16 protein-coding genes are annotated in these 15,929 nt (G+C 70.9%); 4 read left to right on the plus strand and 12 right to left on the minus strand.

Annotated features, from left to right (window positions below):
• Positions 1 to 137: 137 nt before the first annotated feature.
• Positions 138 to 656, plus strand: coding sequence for a pyridoxamine 5'-phosphate oxidase family protein (locus OCQ_RS18530; protein WP_014385488.1), 519 nt, complete (start codon positions 138 to 140; stop codon positions 654 to 656).
• On the opposite strand, the gene OCQ_RS18535 is transcribed toward OCQ_RS18530, so the two are convergent.
• The 6 genes from OCQ_RS18535 to OCQ_RS18560 all read right to left on the minus strand — a co-directional run bounded on the left by OCQ_RS18535 (position 653) and on the right by OCQ_RS18560 (position 6,434).
• The gene (locus OCQ_RS18535; RefSeq protein ID WP_029384610.1) at positions 653 to 1,264 is read right to left on the minus strand and encodes a TetR/AcrR family transcriptional regulator; all 612 of its coding nucleotides are present in this window, start codon (positions 1,262 to 1,264) and stop codon (positions 653 to 655) included. The two genes, OCQ_RS18530 and OCQ_RS18535, sit on opposite strands and share 4 nt — an antisense overlap.
• A gap of 34 nt (positions 1,265 to 1,298) precedes the next feature.
• Positions 1,299 to 2,405: a cystathionine gamma-lyase gene (locus OCQ_RS18540; protein WP_014385489.1), complete on the minus strand. Its 1,107-nt coding sequence runs from the start codon at positions 2,403 to 2,405 to the stop codon at positions 1,299 to 1,301.
• 3 nt (positions 2,406 to 2,408) lie between these two features.
• A complete protein-coding gene (ligA, locus tag OCQ_RS18545; protein ID WP_014385490.1) occupies positions 2,409 to 4,490 on the minus strand; it encodes an NAD-dependent DNA ligase LigA in 2,082 nt (693 codons plus the stop codon).
• A 48-nt stretch (positions 4,491 to 4,538) separates the two neighbouring features.
• A complete protein-coding gene (locus OCQ_RS18550) occupies positions 4,539 to 4,874 on the minus strand; it encodes an ArsR/SmtB family transcription factor (protein ID WP_008259061.1) in 336 nt (111 codons plus the stop codon).
• The gene (locus OCQ_RS18555; protein ID WP_009954355.1) at positions 4,871 to 5,353 is read right to left on the minus strand and encodes an SRPBCC family protein; all 483 of its coding nucleotides are present in this window, start codon (positions 5,351 to 5,353) and stop codon (positions 4,871 to 4,873) included. Before OCQ_RS18555 ends, OCQ_RS18550 begins: the two co-directional genes overlap by 4 nt.
• A 64-nt stretch (positions 5,354 to 5,417) precedes the next feature.
• The gene (locus OCQ_RS18560) at positions 5,418 to 6,434 is read right to left on the minus strand and encodes a uroporphyrinogen decarboxylase/cobalamine-independent methonine synthase family protein (protein ID WP_041785746.1); all 1,017 of its coding nucleotides are present in this window, start codon (positions 6,432 to 6,434) and stop codon (positions 5,418 to 5,420) included.
• A 153-nt stretch (positions 6,435 to 6,587) separates the two neighbouring features.
• Between OCQ_RS18560 and OCQ_RS18565 the strand changes: the two genes are divergently transcribed.
• Entirely contained in the window at positions 6,588 to 7,178 is a 591-nt protein-coding gene (locus tag OCQ_RS18565) for a sensor domain-containing protein (RefSeq protein ID WP_179960105.1), read from the plus strand.
• A 7-nt stretch (positions 7,179 to 7,185) separates the two neighbouring features.
• On the opposite strand, the gene mnmA is transcribed toward OCQ_RS18565, so the two are convergent.
• The 6 genes from mnmA to OCQ_RS18595 form a co-directional block, all read right to left on the minus strand.
• Positions 7,186 to 8,262, minus strand: a complete 1,077-nt coding sequence (gene mnmA, locus OCQ_RS18570) for a tRNA 2-thiouridine(34) synthase MnmA (RefSeq protein WP_014385493.1) — start codon at positions 8,260 to 8,262, stop codon at positions 7,186 to 7,188.
• Complete coding sequence (locus OCQ_RS18575; RefSeq protein ID WP_009954359.1) at positions 8,263 to 9,441, minus strand: cysteine desulfurase family protein; 1,179 nt, start codon at positions 9,439 to 9,441, stop codon at positions 8,263 to 8,265.
• Between the two features lie 33 nt (positions 9,442 to 9,474).
• On the minus strand, positions 9,475 to 10,311 hold the full coding sequence (locus tag OCQ_RS18580; RefSeq protein WP_014380748.1) for a lysophospholipid acyltransferase family protein: 837 nt from the start codon (positions 10,309 to 10,311) through the stop codon (positions 9,475 to 9,477).
• Positions 10,308 to 11,150, minus strand: coding sequence for a GNAT family N-acetyltransferase (locus OCQ_RS18585; RefSeq protein ID WP_014380749.1), 843 nt, complete (start codon positions 11,148 to 11,150; stop codon positions 10,308 to 10,310). Before OCQ_RS18585 ends, OCQ_RS18580 begins: the two co-directional genes overlap by 4 nt.
• A gap of 332 nt (positions 11,151 to 11,482) precedes the next feature.
• Positions 11,483 to 12,439, minus strand: coding sequence for an electron transfer flavoprotein subunit alpha/FixB family protein (locus OCQ_RS18590; RefSeq protein ID WP_009955847.1), 957 nt, complete (start codon positions 12,437 to 12,439; stop codon positions 11,483 to 11,485).
• A gap of 51 nt (positions 12,440 to 12,490) precedes the next feature.
• Positions 12,491 to 13,291, minus strand: coding sequence for an electron transfer flavoprotein subunit beta/FixA family protein (locus tag OCQ_RS18595; RefSeq protein ID WP_008259088.1), 801 nt, complete (start codon positions 13,289 to 13,291; stop codon positions 12,491 to 12,493).
• Positions 13,292 to 13,520: 229 nt separating this feature from the next.
• Here OCQ_RS18595 and OCQ_RS18600 point away from each other — a divergent pair, with 229 nt between their 5' ends.
• Positions 13,521 to 14,345, plus strand: coding sequence for a class I SAM-dependent methyltransferase (locus OCQ_RS18600; RefSeq protein WP_014385494.1), 825 nt, complete (start codon positions 13,521 to 13,523; stop codon positions 14,343 to 14,345).
• Entirely contained in the window at positions 14,342 to 15,922 is a 1,581-nt protein-coding gene (locus tag OCQ_RS18605) for a 1,4-alpha-glucan branching protein domain-containing protein (RefSeq protein ID WP_009955845.1), read from the plus strand. The genes OCQ_RS18600 and OCQ_RS18605 overlap by 4 nt, the downstream gene beginning before the upstream one ends.
• Positions 15,923 to 15,929 lie beyond the last annotated feature (7 nt).

Here is a 15,929-nt window from a genome sequence, read left to right on the forward strand (position 1 = left end):
GCGTGATCGACAGCTATGACAGTGCGGTACGGGACCGTACTCTACAAGGGGAAATTTTTCCCCTGGTCAAGTCGGGCGATGAATTCCGGCGCCGTCACCGGTCAGTCTCCGTACGAGCAATCCTGCGAGGAGTAACCATGCTGCCCGACCCGATTTCGGCAACCGACCTGAACATCTACGGCGACGCCGAGCTGCCGTGGGCCAGGGCCCTTGACGCGATGAAGGCCCTGCCGTCCGAGGAGACGCCACAGTTTCTGGGGACGGTCCGGGCGGACGGCAGCCCACACTCGGCGGGTATCGGCTCGATCGAACACGGCGGCCACATCTATTTCACCAGCGGCCCCGCGACGCTGAAATCCCGCAACCTGGCCGCCAATCCGGCCTGCACCCTGTCGTTCCGCCTTCCCGGAGTCGACCTGGTCCTCGACGGCGTAGCCCACCGGACCACCGATGTGCGCGAACTCGACGAGGTCACGGCGCGCTATCGCGACTCCGGCTGGCCCTGCGAACGCGACGGCGACGCCGTCACCGCCCCGTACAGCGCCCAGAGCGCGGGGCCGCCGCCGTGGTATTTGTACCGATTCGTGGCCCGGGGCGCTGTCGGTGTCGCAACCGCCGAGCCCCACGGGGCGACGCGTTGGCGGTTCGCGCCCTAGGCGCCGGGCCCCGCGGTCAGGCCCGGGATGAGGAACCCGTCGACGAACGCCTGCACGGTGCGACGGGTGGGCGGACGCCCGGGGATGATCGACCGGAAGATGAGGTAGCCGGGCAACAGGTCCCAGAGTTCGTCGGTGATGACGTCCTCGGTGATCTCGCCGCGGTCGACGGCCTGGTGCAGCACGTGCTGAATCATCGCCTTGCGCTGGTCGAGGAATTGATGCTGCAGGGCTTCGTTGAGTGCGGGGTGCCGCGACACCTCGACCATCACCGCGCGGATGGTGCTGGCGTGCTGCCCGCACTCGACGGCGATGGTCTCCCCCAGGCTCAGCAGGTCGCCGCGCAACGTGCCCGTATTCGGCGGGACGGCCACCTGGCGGACGCCTTCGATGAAGGCGGCCAACACCAGTTCGGCCTTGGACGGCCAGCGCCGGTACACCGTGGCCTTGCTGGCGCGGGCGGCATTGGCCACCGCGTCAACCGCCAGCTGGTCATAGCCGTGTTCCTGCAGCAGCCGCAGGGTCACCGCCAGGATCTCGGCCTCGCGCGGCGACCACGGCGATGCCTGCGCGCACTCCTCGGCCGTCTGGGTCATAGAACCCACGATAGAGCCGCCCGGGCGGTGCGGCATGTATATGTCGTTATCGGGAGGTCATGAGCGCGTGTTCGATGTCGGCGACAAGGTCGTCGGTGTCCTCGATGCCCAGCGAGATGCGCGCGAACCCGTCGGCGACCGGGTCGCCCCAGCGTGCCCGCCGATCCACCGACGTGTGCAGGCCCCCGAAGCTGGTGGCGGCGATCAGCAGCTCGCTGGCGTCGACGAGGGCGTGCACCGCCGCGGCGTCGGCCAGTTCGACCCAGAGCAGGCCGCCGAATCGGCGCATCTGCGCCATGGCGACGGGATGCGCCGGATCCTGCGCCAACCCCGGGTAGCGCACGGCCCGCACCGCCGGGTGGCCGGCCAACATCGTCGCCACCGCCCGGGCGTTCTGGCATTGGCGCTCGAATCGCAGTCCGGCAGTTTCCAGGCTGCGCAACAGAAGCCACGCCTCGAACCCGCCCAGGACCGCGCCGGCGAGCAGGCGTTGGCGCTCGGCGGCGGCGAGTAACTCGGACTGACTGGTTGCGACATAGCCGGCCAGCAGGTCGCTGTGACCGGACAGGGCCTTGGTGGCGCTGGCCACCACCGCGTCGGCGCCCAGCGACAGCGGCTGCTGACCCAGCGGCGTGGCGGCGGTGTTGTCGACGACCAGGCGTGCGCCGCGGCCGTGGCAGATGGTGGCCAGCCGGTGCAGGTCGACCACGTCGAGCGCCGGATTGGTGGGGGTCTCGGCGAGCACCACGTCGGCTTGCGCGGCGGCGTCATAGATCTGCGAGCTCGACGCCGCGACGACCGTGACCCCCGCGAGCGCCAGATCCTCGGTGGCGTGACGGCGCACCTGGTAGTAGCCGTCGGCCGGCACCACCACCGTCGACCCGGGCGGCGCCCAGGCCCGCAACACCGCGCTCACGGCCGCCATCCCCGAGCCGAACACCACCGCACCCGCCGCCCCCTCCAGCTCGGCGAGGGCCGATTCGAGTTGCCGCCACGTCGGGTTGGAGCTGCGGCCGTAGCTGTCCAGGGTTTCGTCGGCCGAAAGGTGATACGTGGCGGCGAGCACCGGCTGCGGCGCGACGGGCTGGCCCGAAACCGCTTGGGAATTCACGGCTTTGAGGCTGCGGGTGGAATCGCCGTACCGGCCGCTCATCGGTTATTCCGCCGGTGTTTTTTGCGGACCGTCGGCCAGCAGCCGCCGGAAGCCGTCCTCGTCGAGGACGGGCACCCCCAGCTCGACGGCCTTGTCGTACTTCGACCCCGGCGAATCCCCGGCCACGACGTAGTCGGTCTTCTTCGACACCGACCCGGCGGCCTTGCCCCCGCGCGCCAGGATCGCCTCCTTGGCGTCGTCGCGCGAAAAGCCGGCGAGCGACCCGGTGACCACCACCGTCAGGCCCTCGAGGGTGCGCGGCACGCTGGTGTCGCGCTCGTCGGCCATCCGCACGCCGGCGGCGCGCCACTTGTCGACGATCGCGCGGTGCCAGTCGACGGTGAACCATTCGGTGAGCGCGGCGGCGATCGTCGGGCCCACACCCTCGACCGCCGCGAGCCGCTCCGTCGAGGCCGACATGATGGCGTCCAGGTCGCCGAACTCGGTCGCCAGGGCGCGCGCCGCCGTCGGCCCGACGTGGCGGATGGACAACGCCACCAAAACCCGCCACAGCGCAACCTTTTTGGCCTTGTCCAGGTTGTCGAGCAGCCGTCTGCCGTTGGCGGACAAGGTGCCCGCCTTGGTCCGAAAGAGCTCGGTGCGCAACAGGTCGTCCTCGGTCAGCGTGAACAGGTCGCCCTCGTCGGCGATCACTTCGGCCTTGAGCAGCGCGATGGCGGCCTCGTAGCCGAGCCCCTCGATGTCGAACGCCCCGCGACCCGCGACGTGGAACACCCGCTCCCGCAGTTGCGCCGGGCAGGACCGGGCATTGGGGCAGCGGATGTCGGCGTCGCCCTCCTTGGCCGGTGCCAGCGGGGTGTCGCACTCGGGACACGTTGTGGGCATGACGAATTCGCGTTCGGAGCCGTCGCGCAGGTCGACGACGGGGCCCAGCACCTCCGGGATGACGTCGCCGGCTTTGCGGATCATCACGGTGTCTCCGATCAGCACGCCCTTGCGCTTGACCTCCGCGGCGTTGTGCAGGGTGGCCAGCCCGACGGTGGACCCGGCCACCTTCACCGGCGTCATGAAGGCAAAGGGCGTGACGCGCCCGGTGCGCCCGACGTTGACGCGGATGTCGAGCAGCTTGGTCTGCGCCTCCTGAGGCGGGTACTTGTAGGCGACGGCCCAGCGCGGCGCGCGCGACGTGGTGCCGAGCCTGCGCTGCAACGCGACGTCGTCGACTTTGACCACCACGCCGTCGATCTCGTGCTCGAGGTCGTAGCGGTGCTCTCCCCAGTAGCCGATCCGCTCCTCGACCGCGGCGAGGCCGCGCACGCGTGCCGTCTGTTCGGCCACCGGCAGCCCCCAGGCCTTCAGCGCGGCGTAGGCCTCGTGCTGGGTCTTCGGGGCGAACCCTTCGGTGCGGCCGATGCCGTGGCAGATCATCCGCAGCTTGCGCCGGGCGGTGACGGCCGGGTTCTTCTGGCGCAGCGACCCGGCGGCGCTGTTGCGCGGGTTGGCGAACGGGGCCTTGCCGTCCTCGACCAGGCTGGCGTTGAGCGCCTCGAAATCGGCGAGCAGGAAGAACACCTCGCCGCGCACCTCCAGCAGGGACGGCGTCGGGAAGTCCTTGGCGGCGGACAGCCGCTCGGGCACGTCGTCGATGGTGCGCGCGTTGAGCGTCACGTCCTCACCGACGCGGCCGTCGCCGCGGGTCGCGGCGCGTTCCAGCCGGCCGTCGCGGTACACCAGTGAGAGCGCGACCCCGTCGATCTTGAGTTCGCACAGGTAATGCGGTTCCTTGCCGACCTCGTTCTCGACGCGATTGCTCCAGGCCACCAGCTCGTCGCGGTCGAAGACGTCGTCGAGGCTCAGCATGCGTTCCAGGTGCTGCGCCTCGGCGAAGTCGGTGGCGAAGCCCGCGCCGCCGACCAGCTGGGTCGGCGAATCGGCGACCCGCAGCTCCGGGTGGCGCTCCTCCAGCGCGAGGAGCTCGTTGAACATCGTGTCGAATTCGGCGTCCGAGATGATCGGCGCGTCCTTGATGTAGTAGCGGAACTGGTGTTCCCGGACCGCTTCGGCCAGGTCCTGCCACTGCCGCCGGACCTCGGGCGCTACCGAATCAGCTTCTGCTGAGCTCACCTTGGCAGGCTATCCGAGGACACCGACGCAAAACCCGGCGCGCTCGACTCAATCCTCCACTCCGTCTTCCACGAAGGACCGCAACCGATCCAGGGCCGCATCCCACCGGCGGGACAACTGGTCGAGGTAGTCGCTGGCCGACGCCAGCGGCCCGGTCTGCACCGTCCACACGCGCTCGCGCCCCCGCCGGCTGCTGGTGACCAGCCCGACCGACTCCAACAGCTGCAGGTGCTTGCTCGCCGCCTGCCGGGTGACCGGGACGACGCTGGTGACCTGCGACGTCGAGCTCGGGCCCTGATCGCAGAGCCGCACGATGATGCGCAGCCGGTTCGGGTCACCGAGCGCACCGAAGATCGGGGCGCCGACGGCGACTCGTCCGCTCATACCCGGACGCCCTCGATGTACTTGCGCACCAGCGTGGTCTGGATCGCCCAGCCTTCGCCGTTCGCCTCGAACGACGCGCCGCGGCGGGCCTCCGGAATGGCCTCGAAACCGGATTCGGTGATGGTCAGCAGCACCCCGTCGGACTGCTCGGCGAGGGTGAACTCGACCAGCGTGGTCGGCTCGCCCTCATAGTCGACCTCCGGGTCGATGGCGAAGGGATGCCAGCGGTAGGCGAACCGCCGCCGCGGCTCGACGGCGACGATCTGCCAGGTGCTCGTCACGCCCGCGTGCGACTGTTGGCGCTTGGCGACCTCGCCGTCGACGGTGGTCGGGCTGATCGCCGCGGTCACCGATGTCCCGGCGACGAACGGCCCGTCGAAGCGCACCCCGAACCAGCGGCCGAACTCCTCGGCGTCGCTGATGGCCCGCCACACCCGCTCCAGCGGCGCGCGCAGCACCACCTGCTTTTCGATCTTCATATGCAACCTCCTGGTTGCCTATTAGTTCAGCACGGCGCGGTATGAAGCGCAACCCCTCGGTTGCCTATTTGATGGCGTCGGGATCCTCGGCGAACATCTGGGCGGCCTTGCGGGCTAGCTCGATCGCGGTGCGGGCCCACGCGGGGGTGGCGCCGGCCAGACCACAGGCCGGGGTGACGCCGATGCGTTCGCGCAGCGCCGAGCGGGCGAAGCCGAGGCGATCGGTCACCGCGACCACACCACCGGCGACCTCCTCCGCCGACAGCCGCCGCGCCGGGGCGCTAGCGGGGACGACGCCCAGCACGACGGCGCGGTCGGACTCGACGAACGCGGCGATGCCGTCGAGATCCGCCGCGCTCAAGGCGCCCGGATCGACCGAGACCGCGCTGAATGCGCTGCGCTGCAACAGGTCCCAGGGCACGCCGGGTGCACAGCAGTGCAGCGCCACCTCGCCGCCCACCGTCTCGGCGCAGGCGTCGAGCAGGCCGCCGGCCACCGCCTCGTCGAGCGGCGCGACCGGACTGAGCGCCGTCACCCCGCTCAACGCGCCCCCCAACGCTTTTGGCAGCGACGGCTCGTCGAACTGGACGACCACCGGCGTCTCGAGGCGCCGCGACAGCTGAGCACGATGCGCGGCGACGCCTTCGGCCAACGACGACGTGAGGTCGCGCAGCGCGCCGGGGTCGGTGATCGCCCGGTGCCCGTTGGCCAGCTCGATCTCGGCGGCCAGCGTGATGGGGCCCGGCGCTTGCACCTTGACCACGCGGCCGTCATTGCGCAGGCCGGCGGCCTCCCAGGCCTCTTCCAGCGCGTCCATGTCCTCGTCGAGGAGGCTGATGGCGCGGCGGGTGACCGCGCCCGGACGGGCGACGAGGCGGTACCCGCGCGGCACCGTGTCGATGGCGACGTCGACCAGCAGCGCCCCGGCCCGGCCCAGCAGGTCGGCGCCCACCCCGCGGGCGGGCAGTTCGACGATGTGCGGCAGCGCCCCCGCCAATTCGCCAACGATCACGGCGGCGGCCTCCCGCGCCGCGATGCCCGGCCAGGAACCGACGCCACTGGGCCCCGCGAAAACACTCACCGGCCAACCGTATTCGACGTCGCCCGGGCCGCCGGTCGGCAGGGGCTGTGTGCCGAGGGTCCCCGCGGGTAGGTTCAACCGCAGAGGGGTGCAAAAACGGTGTCGCAGAGGACGAAGTGGGCGAGGCTACCGCTGTGGTGCGGGGCGGTGCTGATGGCGGTGTCGTGCACCCGGGTGGTGGACGGCGCGGCGCTCGCGGGTCCTGACAACAACCGCAGGGTGGTGCAGGGCGTCAATGTCGACACGATCCTGCTGGACCAGTCGCGGATGCGTGCGATCACCGGCGCCGGTGAGCACCTGACCATCATTCCCTCGATGGACGGCACCAGCCCGGTGAACATCGACGCGCTGGCCCAGACCGCGCCGCGGGAGTGCCGGTTCATCTACGACGAGACCGCGACCTTCGGGACCGATCTCGAGGCGTTTCACAAGACGACCTTTCAGGACCCGCCCGACGGCGCGTTGATCTCGGAGGGCGCGGCGGCCTATCGCGACGCCGACTCCGCGCGGACCGCCTTCAACGCCCTGGTGGGCACCGTCGGGGACTGCGCGAACGGCTCGGGTGGGCAGCTCTACGTCGGCGAGTGGAACGCCGACGGCACCTCGCTGCACCTGCGGCCCGGCGGTTGCGGCCGCGACTACCGGATCCTGTCGGTGGCCATGCTGGAGGTCACGTTCTGCGGCTTCGCGCAATCGGTGTCCGACATCGTGATGACGAACATCGCCGCGAACGTGCCGCGCTAGTTCGCGATCAGCGCGACGTCGCGGCGATGACGGCGCTGCCGAGCACCTCGTCCCCGTCGGGGTCGGGCCGGTACAGCACCAGCGTCTGGCCCGGCGCGACGCCGCGCAGCGGGACGCGCAACCGCACGACGAGTTCGCCGCCGGCGAGTTCGGCCACGGCGTCGGCCGTCTCACCGTGCGCGCGCACCTGAACCGCGCACTCGATCGGCCCCGACGGCGTCACACCCGAGGTGAATACCGGTGCCCGCCCGGTCAATTCGCGCACTTCGAGATCGGCCGCGTCCCCCACCCGCACGGTCGCGGTCTCGGCGTCGATCGCGGTCACGTAGCGCGGGCGACCGTCGGGGCCGGGCCCGCCGATGCCGAGACCCTTGCGTTGCCCGATGGTGAAGCCGTGCACGCCGTCGTGCTCGGCGAGCACCGTCCCGTCCGCATTGACCACGGCGCCGCGGCGAACCCCGATGCGTGAGCCCAAAAAGGCGCGGGTGTCGCCCGACGGGATGAAGCAGATGTCGTGACTGTCCGGCTTTTCGGCGACGGCCAGGCCGCGGCGGGCGGCTTCGGCGCGGATCTGTGACTTGGGGGTGTCGCCGATCGGGAACGCGGCGTGGCGCAGCTGCTCGGCGCTCAGCACGGCCAGCACGTAGGACTGGTCCTTGTCGTGGTCCACGGCGCGGCGCAGCCGACCACCGGAAAGCCGGGCGTAGTGGCCGGTGGCCACCGTGTCGAACCCGAGCGCAACGGCTCTCGCCGACAGGGCCGAGAACTTGATCTTCTGATTGCACACCACGCACGGGTTGGGCGTCTCGCCGCGGGCATAGGACGACACGAATTCGTCGATGACGTCCGCCTGGAACTTTTCCGCGAAATCCCAGACGTAGAACGGTATTCCGAGCACGTCGGCGACCCGCCGCGCGTCCGAGGCGTCCTCCTTCGAGCAGCAGCCGCGCGAGCCGCTGCGCAGCGTGCCGGGCGAGGACGACAGCGCCAGGTGCACGCCCACCACGTCGTGTCCGGCGTCGACCATCCGGGCCGCGGCGACCGACGAGTCGACGCCACCGCTCATGGCTGCAAGCACCTTCACTTAGGACGCCCCCGCCGCGGCCAGGGCCGCCCGACGCGCCCGCTCCACCGCCCCGGGCAGCACCCGCAGCACCGCATCGACGTCGGCGTCAACACTGGTGTGCCCCAATGAGAGTCGCAGCGACCCACGGGCGCTGGTCGGGTCGGCGCCCATGGCCATCAGCACGTGCGAGGGCTGCGCGACACCGGCGGTGCACGCCGAACCGGTCGAGCACTCGATTCCGTTGGCGTCCAGGAGCATCAACAGCGCATCGCCCTCGCAACCGCGGAACGTGAAGTGCGCGTTGCCGGGAAGGCGCAGCGGGTCGCGGGCACCGTTGAGGCTGACGTCCTCGATGCCGCCGAGCACCCCGTCGACCAGCCGGTCCCGCAGCGCCCGCAGCCGGGCGCTGTTGACCTCGAGCCCGTCGATCGAGATCCGGGCCGCCGCGGCCATTCCGACCGCACCGGCCACATCGGCCGTCCCCGAACGGATGTCGCGCTCCTGGCCGCCGCCGTGTGCGAGCGGCACGCACGCGACGTCGCGGCGCAACAGCAGCGCGCCCACGGCTGCGGGGCCCCCGAACTTGTGCGCGGTCACGCTCATCGCCGACAGCCCGCTGGCGGCGAAGTCCACGGGCAGCTGCCCCACCGCCTGAATGGCGTCGCTGTGCATCGGCACCCCGAATTCGGCTGCGACGGCGGCGAGTTCGGCGACGGGCAGCACGGTGCCGACCTCGTTGTTGGCCCACATGACCGAGACCAGCGCGACATCGTCGTGGTGGGTGAGCACCTCGCGCAGCGCCGCCGCCGACACCGAGCCGTCGGGCGCCGTCGGCAGCCACGTCACCTCGGCTCCTTCGTGCTCGACGAGCCAATTGACCGAGTCCAGCACGGCATGGTGTTCGACCTCGCTGGTGACGATGCGCCGGTGCCGCGGCTCGGCGTCGCGCCGGGCCCAGTAGATGCCCTTGACGGCCAGGTTGTCGCTCTCGGTGCCGCCGGCGGTGAAGATCACCTCCGAGGGACGCGCCCCCAGCTTGTCGGCGATCAGTTCACGGGATTCCTCGATGCGGCGCCGCGCCGCCCGGCCGCTGGTGTGCAGCGAGGAGGCGTTGCCCACCGTGCCCAGCACAGCCGTCATCGCCTCGACGGCGGCGGGGTGCATCGGGGTGGTGGCGGCGTGATCCAAATAGACCATGACGCGACCCACGATACCGGCCCACCGGTGGGCTCAGGCCACCAGCACGCGCCCGTGACCAGCGCCCCGGGCCGTTCCGGCGCCCACCGCCGACTGGCAGCGGCCGGCCAGGGCGCGCCGATCGGTCCCCGGGAGCTGCAGCGACTCGACGTGCACCCGCGCCAGCGTGCGGCGCTGCGCGAGCAGCCGGCGGATCGAGCCCAGCAGGGTCTCGTCGCCGACGAAGGCCGGCACCGTCGACAGGCCGCCGTCGATGTGGTGGTAGGTCAGCCGCAGGGGCTGCACCGGCCGTCCGGCATCGATCGCGGCCTGGAACATGGCCGGATAGAACGCCCCGCAGTCGCGACCACACCACGTGGTGCCCTCCGGAAACGCCACCACCGTCTGCCCGGCGCGCAGCCGGTGGGCGACGGCGTCCACCACGCCGGGCAGCCGCCGCAAACTGGACCGCTCGATCGGGATGACCTTGCAGACGCGGGCCACGATCGCGGTCGCCGGCCCGCTGAACATGTCGGCACGGGCGACGAACGACCCGGGCAACACCGAGCCGATCGCGAAGACGTCGAGCCACGACATGTGCGGGCTGACCACCAGCACACCGCGCAGGTTGCGAATCGGGTTGCCCGACACCGCAATCCGGACACCGAAGCAGCGCAGCACCAGCCGGCAATAGATGCGCTGCACGCGGGTGCGGCCCGGCAGTGGCAGGGCCAGCAGCGGCAGCCCCGGCGCGAGCAGCAGCGCCAGCAGCAGGCGAAGCGTGACCCGCAGCGCCACCAGCGGCGGCGGGCAGGCGACCGCGTCGCCGGGGCGCACGCAGCCGGCGCCGCACGAGGCGCGCGGTAGCCAGGAGTGCGCGATGCCGGTCATTTCCCCGCCATCTCCGCGGCGGCCGACACCGAGCGGAGGCGTTTCAGGTATCGGGTGTCGGCGTGCTGTTTGCCCAGCAGCACGCAGAAGTCACCGACACCGAAATCCGGGTCGTGCGCGGGCTCCCCGCACACCCGCGCGCCCAGCCGCAGGTAGCCGCGCAGCAGCGCCGGAACCGAGGGCCGCGCGGGCGCCGGGATGTCGTCGAGCGCGGTCCCGTCGACGACGACGGGGCGGTGTGGCCGCACCCGGTGGTGCGCGGGCGCGCCGTGACGGGCCAGGATGACGTCGCGGACGCCGCGCAGCCGGCTGCCCGGCGGTTGATCGTCGGCCTCGTCGCCGATGGGCACCGACACGCACCCGGTGACGTGGTCGTAGCCGTAGCGGTCGAGGTAAGCCAGGATGCCCGCCCACATCAGCAGCACCACGCCGCCGTTGCGGTGCCCGTCGCGCACCACGGCGCGCCCCATCTCGACCAGGGACGGCCGCAGCGGGTCGAACGCGCGGATGTCGAATTCCGTGGCGGTGTAGAGCCCGCCGGCCGCGATGGCGCCCGCCGGCGCCAGCATGCGGTAGCAGCCCACCAGCTCACCGGTGTTGTCGTCCCGGACCAGCAGGTGGTCGCAGAACTCGTCGAAGCGGTCCTCGTCGCGCCGGTCCGATCCGTGCCCGCCGTCCGGCGGCAGGGCGAAGCCGGGGGTGCTGGTGAAGACGTCATACCGGAGTCGCTGCGCCGCTTCGATCAGGCCGGGATCGGTGGACAGCAACAGCGAGTAGCGCGGCGTGGTCGACGCGCCGCTGAGCTTGTCGGCGGGGATGAGGACAGAAGCGATGCTCATGAGACACAACGTGGCGTAGCCGGTGAGCGGGTCGGCATCGGCGCTGTGACGTGTCGGTGCACGTCAGATGACGAAATGAGACCGAGCCAACCGACGACGCGGGGGCGCCGTCGTCCCATCCGTCACTCGGATCACTGGAAGGCGGGAGGAGCTTTGTGCCCACCTCCGAGCGACAACGACGGCCGCCGTTGCGGTTGTCGCTCGGAGGTGGGCACAACGGCACATCCCCCTGGGCCGGGGACTGGTGGGGCCGGTGTGACGCACCGGACGGGCGTGGCACACAAGAAAGCCCCCGGCGCCGCGGCGCCGGGGGCTCTTCGAGGCCGAGAAGCTCAGCCCTTGCGTGCCTTGATCGCGTCGGTCAGCTGCGGGGCGACCTTGAACAGGTCGCCCACCACGCCGTAGTCGGCGATCTCGAAGATGGGTGCCTCTTCGTCCTTGTTGACCGCGACGATGGTCTTGGACGTCTGCATCCCGGCGCGGTGCTGGATCGCACCGGAGATGCCCAGCGCGATGTAGAGCTGCGGCGAGACCGTCTTACCCGTCTGGCCCACCTGGAACTGGCCCGGGTAGTAGCCGGAGTCGACGGCGGCACGAGACGCGCCGACGGCCGCGCCGAGCGAGTCGGCCAGGGCCTCGACCACGCTGAAGTTCTCCGCGCTGCCCACGCCGCGACCGCCGGAGACCACGATGGTGGCCTCGGACAGCTCGGGGCGGTCACCGGCGACCGCGGGCTCGCGGGCGGTGATCTTGGTGGCGTTCTCGGCGGGGGCCGGGACCTCGACGGTGACCTGCTCGCCGGCTCCGGCGGACGGCTCGGCGTCGACGGCGCCGGCGCGCAGGGTGATCACCGGGGTGTCGCCGTTGGCCTGGGCCTCGACGGTGAACGCGCCACCGAAGATCGAGTGGATGGCCTTGGGGCCCTCCTTGACCTCGACCACGTCGACCAGCAGACCGGAACCGATCCGGGCCGCGAGCCGGCCGGCGATTTCCTTGCCGTCGGCGTTGGCGGCCAGCAGCACGGCCGCGGGCGCGTTCGACTCGGCCAGCGCGGCAAGCACGTCGACCACCGGGGTGATCAGGTACTTGTCCACGTCGTCGGACTCGGCGACGTAGATCTTGGCGGCGCCGGCCTCCTTCAGCCCGTCGGCCAGCGGGGCGGCCGTCCCCGGCGCCCCGACCACGACGGCGGAGGGCTCGCCCAGCGCGCGGGCGGCGGTGATCAATTCGGAGGTGACCTTCTTCAGCGCACCTTCGGCGTGCTCCACGAGCACCAATACTTCAGCCATGGTTATATCGCTCTTCTCGTCTCAGGAATGGTCTTCGATGGGGTGCTCGAATTAGATGATCTTCTGGGCGACCAGGTACTGGGCGACCTGGTTGCCGCCCTCGCCCTCGTCGGTGACCTTCTCACCCGCGGTCTTCGGCGGCTTCGGCGTCGACGACAGCACGGTGGATCCGGCGTTGGCCAGCCCGACCTCGTCGCTTTCGACCCCGATCTCGGCCAAGGTCAGCACCGTGACCTCTTTCTTCTTGGCGGCCATGATGCCCTTGAACGACGGGAAGCGCGGCTCGTTGATCTTCTCGGTGACGCTGACGACCGCGGGCAGCGTGGCCTCGAGGTTGAAGACGCCGTCGTCGGTCTCGCGCTCGCCGGTCACCTTGTCGCCCTCGAGGGAGAGCTTGCGCACGTGGGTGAGCTGCGGCAGGCCCAGGTACTCGGCGATGATGGCCGGGACCGCCCCGCCGGTGCCGTCGGTGGCCTCGTTACCGGCGATCACCAGCTCGGTGCCCTCGATGGTGCCCAGCGCGCGGGCCAGCGCCCACCCGGTCTGCACCACGTCGGAGCCGTGCAGGCCGTCGTCCTTGAGGTGGACGGCCTTGTCGGCGCCCATCGACAGGGCCTTGCGGATCGCTTCGGTGGCGCGCTCGGGACCCGCGGTCAGCACGGTCACCGACCCCTCGACGCCGTCGGCGGCTTCCTTCTCCCGGATCTGCAGGGCCTCTTCTACCGCGCGCTCGTTGATCTCGTCCAGCACCGCGTCGGCGGCCTCGCGGTCCAGCGTGTAATCGCCGTCTGTCAGCTTGCGCTCTGACCAAGTGTCTGGGACCTGCTTAATCAGGACCACGATGTTCGTCATGAGTGTGGTTCGTCCTCCTCGAAGGGGTCCGCAGCGCTCGACTGCGAGACCTCGGTACGCGTTTTTCGCAACGCACAGCCGTGTTACTACCCGGTAACTTTGTGCGGTATGCCTTCACACCATAGCTGGTAGTGCTGCAGGTTCTTGCGGCCCGCCTCCCCCTGCGCGCGCGGGGTTACCCACTTGTGTGGTTCGCGAATCCGACACTTCGCGTTAGCCTGCCTATGCAATGAGCGCACCGGTACCTGACCTCCCCCCGCACACCCCCGGCGTCACCGCGTCGGTGGGCGACGCGGTGATGATGCTGACGGGCGAGCGCACCATCCCGGGTTTGGACATCGAAAACTACTGGTTTCGGCGCCACGAGGTGGTCTACCAGCGGCTTGCCGAGCGCTGCGTGGGCCGCGAGGTGCTCGAGGCGGGCTGCGGCGAGGGATACGGCGCCGACCTGATCGCCGGCGTCGCTCGCCGCGTCATCGCGGTGGACTACGACGAGTCCGCCGTGGCCCACGTCCGCGCCCGCTACCCCCGGGTGGACGTCATGCAGGCCAACCTCGCGCGGCTCCCGCTGCCCGATTCGTCGGTGGACATTGTGGTCAACTTCCAGGTCATCGAGCATCTGTGGGACCAAACACAATTCGTCGCCGAGTGCGCGCGGGTGCTGCGACCGTCGGGGCTGCTGATGATGTCGACGCCCAACCGGATCACCTTCTCGCCCGGGCGCGACACCCCGATCAACCCGTTCCACACCCGCGAACTCAACGCCGACGAGATGGCTGAGCTGCTCATCGCCGGCGGTTTTTCGGACGTGTCGATCAGCGGCCTGTTCCACGGTCCGCGGCTGCAGGAGATGGACGCCCGGCACGGCGGTTCGATCATCGACGCGCAGATCGCGCGCGCGGTAACCGACGCCCCGTGGCCACCCGACCTGGCGGCGGACGTCGCCGCGGTCACCACCGACGACTTCGAACTCGTAGAAAGCGGATCCGGCGCGGCGACCGGCCGGCACATCGACGACAGCCTCGACCTGATCGCAATCGCGGTAGCGCCGTGAACTCGACGCCAGACCGGGTCCCCGGCCTGTTCACCCTGGTTTTGCACACCCATCTTCCGTGGCTGGCCCACCACGGCCGCTGGCCGGTCGGTGAGGAATGGCTGTATCAATCCTGGGCGGCGGCCTACCTGCCGCTGATGCGCGTGCTGAACACGCTGGCCGGCGAGGACCGCCAGGGACTGATCACGCTCGGCGTCACGCCGGTGGTGAACGCGCAACTCGACGACCCGTATTGCCTTGGCGGCATGCATCATTGGCTGGCGAACTGGCGGCTGCGCGCAGCCGAGGCGGCCAGTGTGCGGTCGATTCCCCGATCGAAGTCGGCCGGCTATCAGTCGTGCACGCCGGAGGCGTTGCGCGCCTTGGGGATTCGCGAGGAGGCGGAGGCCGAGAACGCCCTTGAGGACTTCGCCACCCTATGGCGGCACGGCGGCAGCGCGCCGCTGCGCGGGTTGCTCGACGCCGGCACGGTGGAGCTGCTCGGCGGGCCGCTGGCCCACCCGTTCCAACCGCTGCTCGCCCCCCGCCTGCGCGAGTTCGCCCTGCGCGAGGGGCTGGCCGACGCCGGGCAGCGGCTGGCGCACACCCCCACCGGCATCTGGGCGCCCGAATGCGCGTACGCGCCCGGGCTCGAACACGACTACGCCGCCGCCGGGGTCACGCACTTCATGGTCGACGGCCCGTCACTGCACGGCGACACTGCGCTGGGCCGGCCCGTCGGCGACACCGACGTGGTGGCGTTCGGGCGCGACCTGCAGGTCAGCTACCGGGTGTGGTCGCCGAAGTCCGGCTACCCCGGGCACGCCGCCTATCGCGATTTCCACACCTATGACCACCTCACCGGGCTCAAGCCGGCCAGGGTCACCGGCCGCAACGTGCCCTCGGAAGGCAAGGCGCCCTACGACCCCGAGCGGGCCGACCACGCCGTCGACATTCACGTCGCCGACTTCGTCGAGACGGTCCGCAACCGCCTGACGAGCGAGTCCGCGCGCATCGGGCGGCCCGCGCATGTGATCGCCGCCTTCGACACCGAGCTGTTCGGCCACTGGTGGTACGAGGGCCCGACCTGGTTGGAGCGGGTGCTGCGCGCCCTGCCCGAGGCCGGCGTGCGGGTGGGCACCCTGACCGACGCGATCGCCGACGGCTTCGTCGGTAGCCCGGTGGCCCTGCCGCCCAGCTCGTGGGGTTCGGGCAAGGACTGGCAGGTGTGGGCCGGCGACCAGGTCGCCGACCTGGTGCAGCTCAACAACGAAGTGGTCGACACCGCGCTGAGCACCGTCGACAAGGCGCTGTCCCAAACCGCGACGCTGGACGGGCCCATCCCCCGCGACCACGTCGCCGACCAGATCCTGCGCGAAACCTTGCTGACGGTCTCCAGCGACTGGCCGTTCATGGTGAGCAAGGATTCGGCCGCCGACTACGCCCGCTACCGCGCCCACCTGCACGCGCACGCCACCCGTGAGATCGCGGGGGCGCTGGCGTCCGGGCGGCGCGACACCGCGCAGCGCCTGGCGGAGGGGTGGAACCGCGCGGACGGACTCTTCGGCGCCCTCGACGCCCGCAGGTTGCCCCGATGAGGTGGAC

The organism is Mycobacterium paraintracellulare (genome assembly GCF_000276825.1).
In the GTDB taxonomy this organism is placed as follows: Bacteria; Actinomycetota; Actinomycetes; order Mycobacteriales; family Mycobacteriaceae; genus Mycobacterium; species Mycobacterium intracellulare.

What these genes read in the sequence shown, in the direction of transcription:
- OCQ_RS18530 (WP_014385488.1), top strand. Translation starts at nt 138, where the DNA reads ATGCTGCCCGACCCGATTTCGGCAACCGACCTGAACATCTACGGCGAC.
- OCQ_RS18540 (WP_014385489.1), bottom strand. Translation starts at nt 2,405, where the DNA reads ATGAGCGGCCGGTACGGCGATTCCACCCGCAGCCTCAAAGCCGTGAAT.
- OCQ_RS18550 (WP_008259061.1), bottom strand. Translation starts at nt 4,874, where the DNA reads ATGAGCGGACGAGTCGCCGTCGGCGCCCCGATCTTCGGTGCGCTCGGT.
- OCQ_RS18555 (WP_009954355.1), bottom strand. Translation starts at nt 5,353, where the DNA reads ATGAAGATCGAAAAGCAGGTGGTGCTGCGCGCGCCGCTGGAGCGGGTG.
- OCQ_RS18565 (WP_179960105.1), top strand. Translation starts at nt 6,588, where the DNA reads ATGGCGGTGTCGTGCACCCGGGTGGTGGACGGCGCGGCGCTCGCGGGT.
- OCQ_RS18575 (WP_009954359.1), bottom strand. Translation starts at nt 9,441, where the DNA reads ATGGTCTATTTGGATCACGCCGCCACCACCCCGATGCACCCCGCCGCC.
- OCQ_RS18580 (WP_014380748.1), bottom strand. Translation starts at nt 10,311, where the DNA reads ATGACCGGCATCGCGCACTCCTGGCTACCGCGCGCCTCGTGCGGCGCC.
- OCQ_RS18585 (WP_014380749.1), bottom strand. Translation starts at nt 11,150, where the DNA reads ATGAGCATCGCTTCTGTCCTCATCCCCGCCGACAAGCTCAGCGGCGCG.
- OCQ_RS18590 (WP_009955847.1), bottom strand. Translation starts at nt 12,439, where the DNA reads ATGGCTGAAGTATTGGTGCTCGTGGAGCACGCCGAAGGTGCGCTGAAG.
- OCQ_RS18595 (WP_008259088.1), bottom strand. Translation starts at nt 13,291, where the DNA reads ATGACGAACATCGTGGTCCTGATTAAGCAGGTCCCAGACACTTGGTCA.
- OCQ_RS18600 (WP_014385494.1), top strand. Translation starts at nt 13,521, where the DNA reads ATGAGCGCACCGGTACCTGACCTCCCCCCGCACACCCCCGGCGTCACC.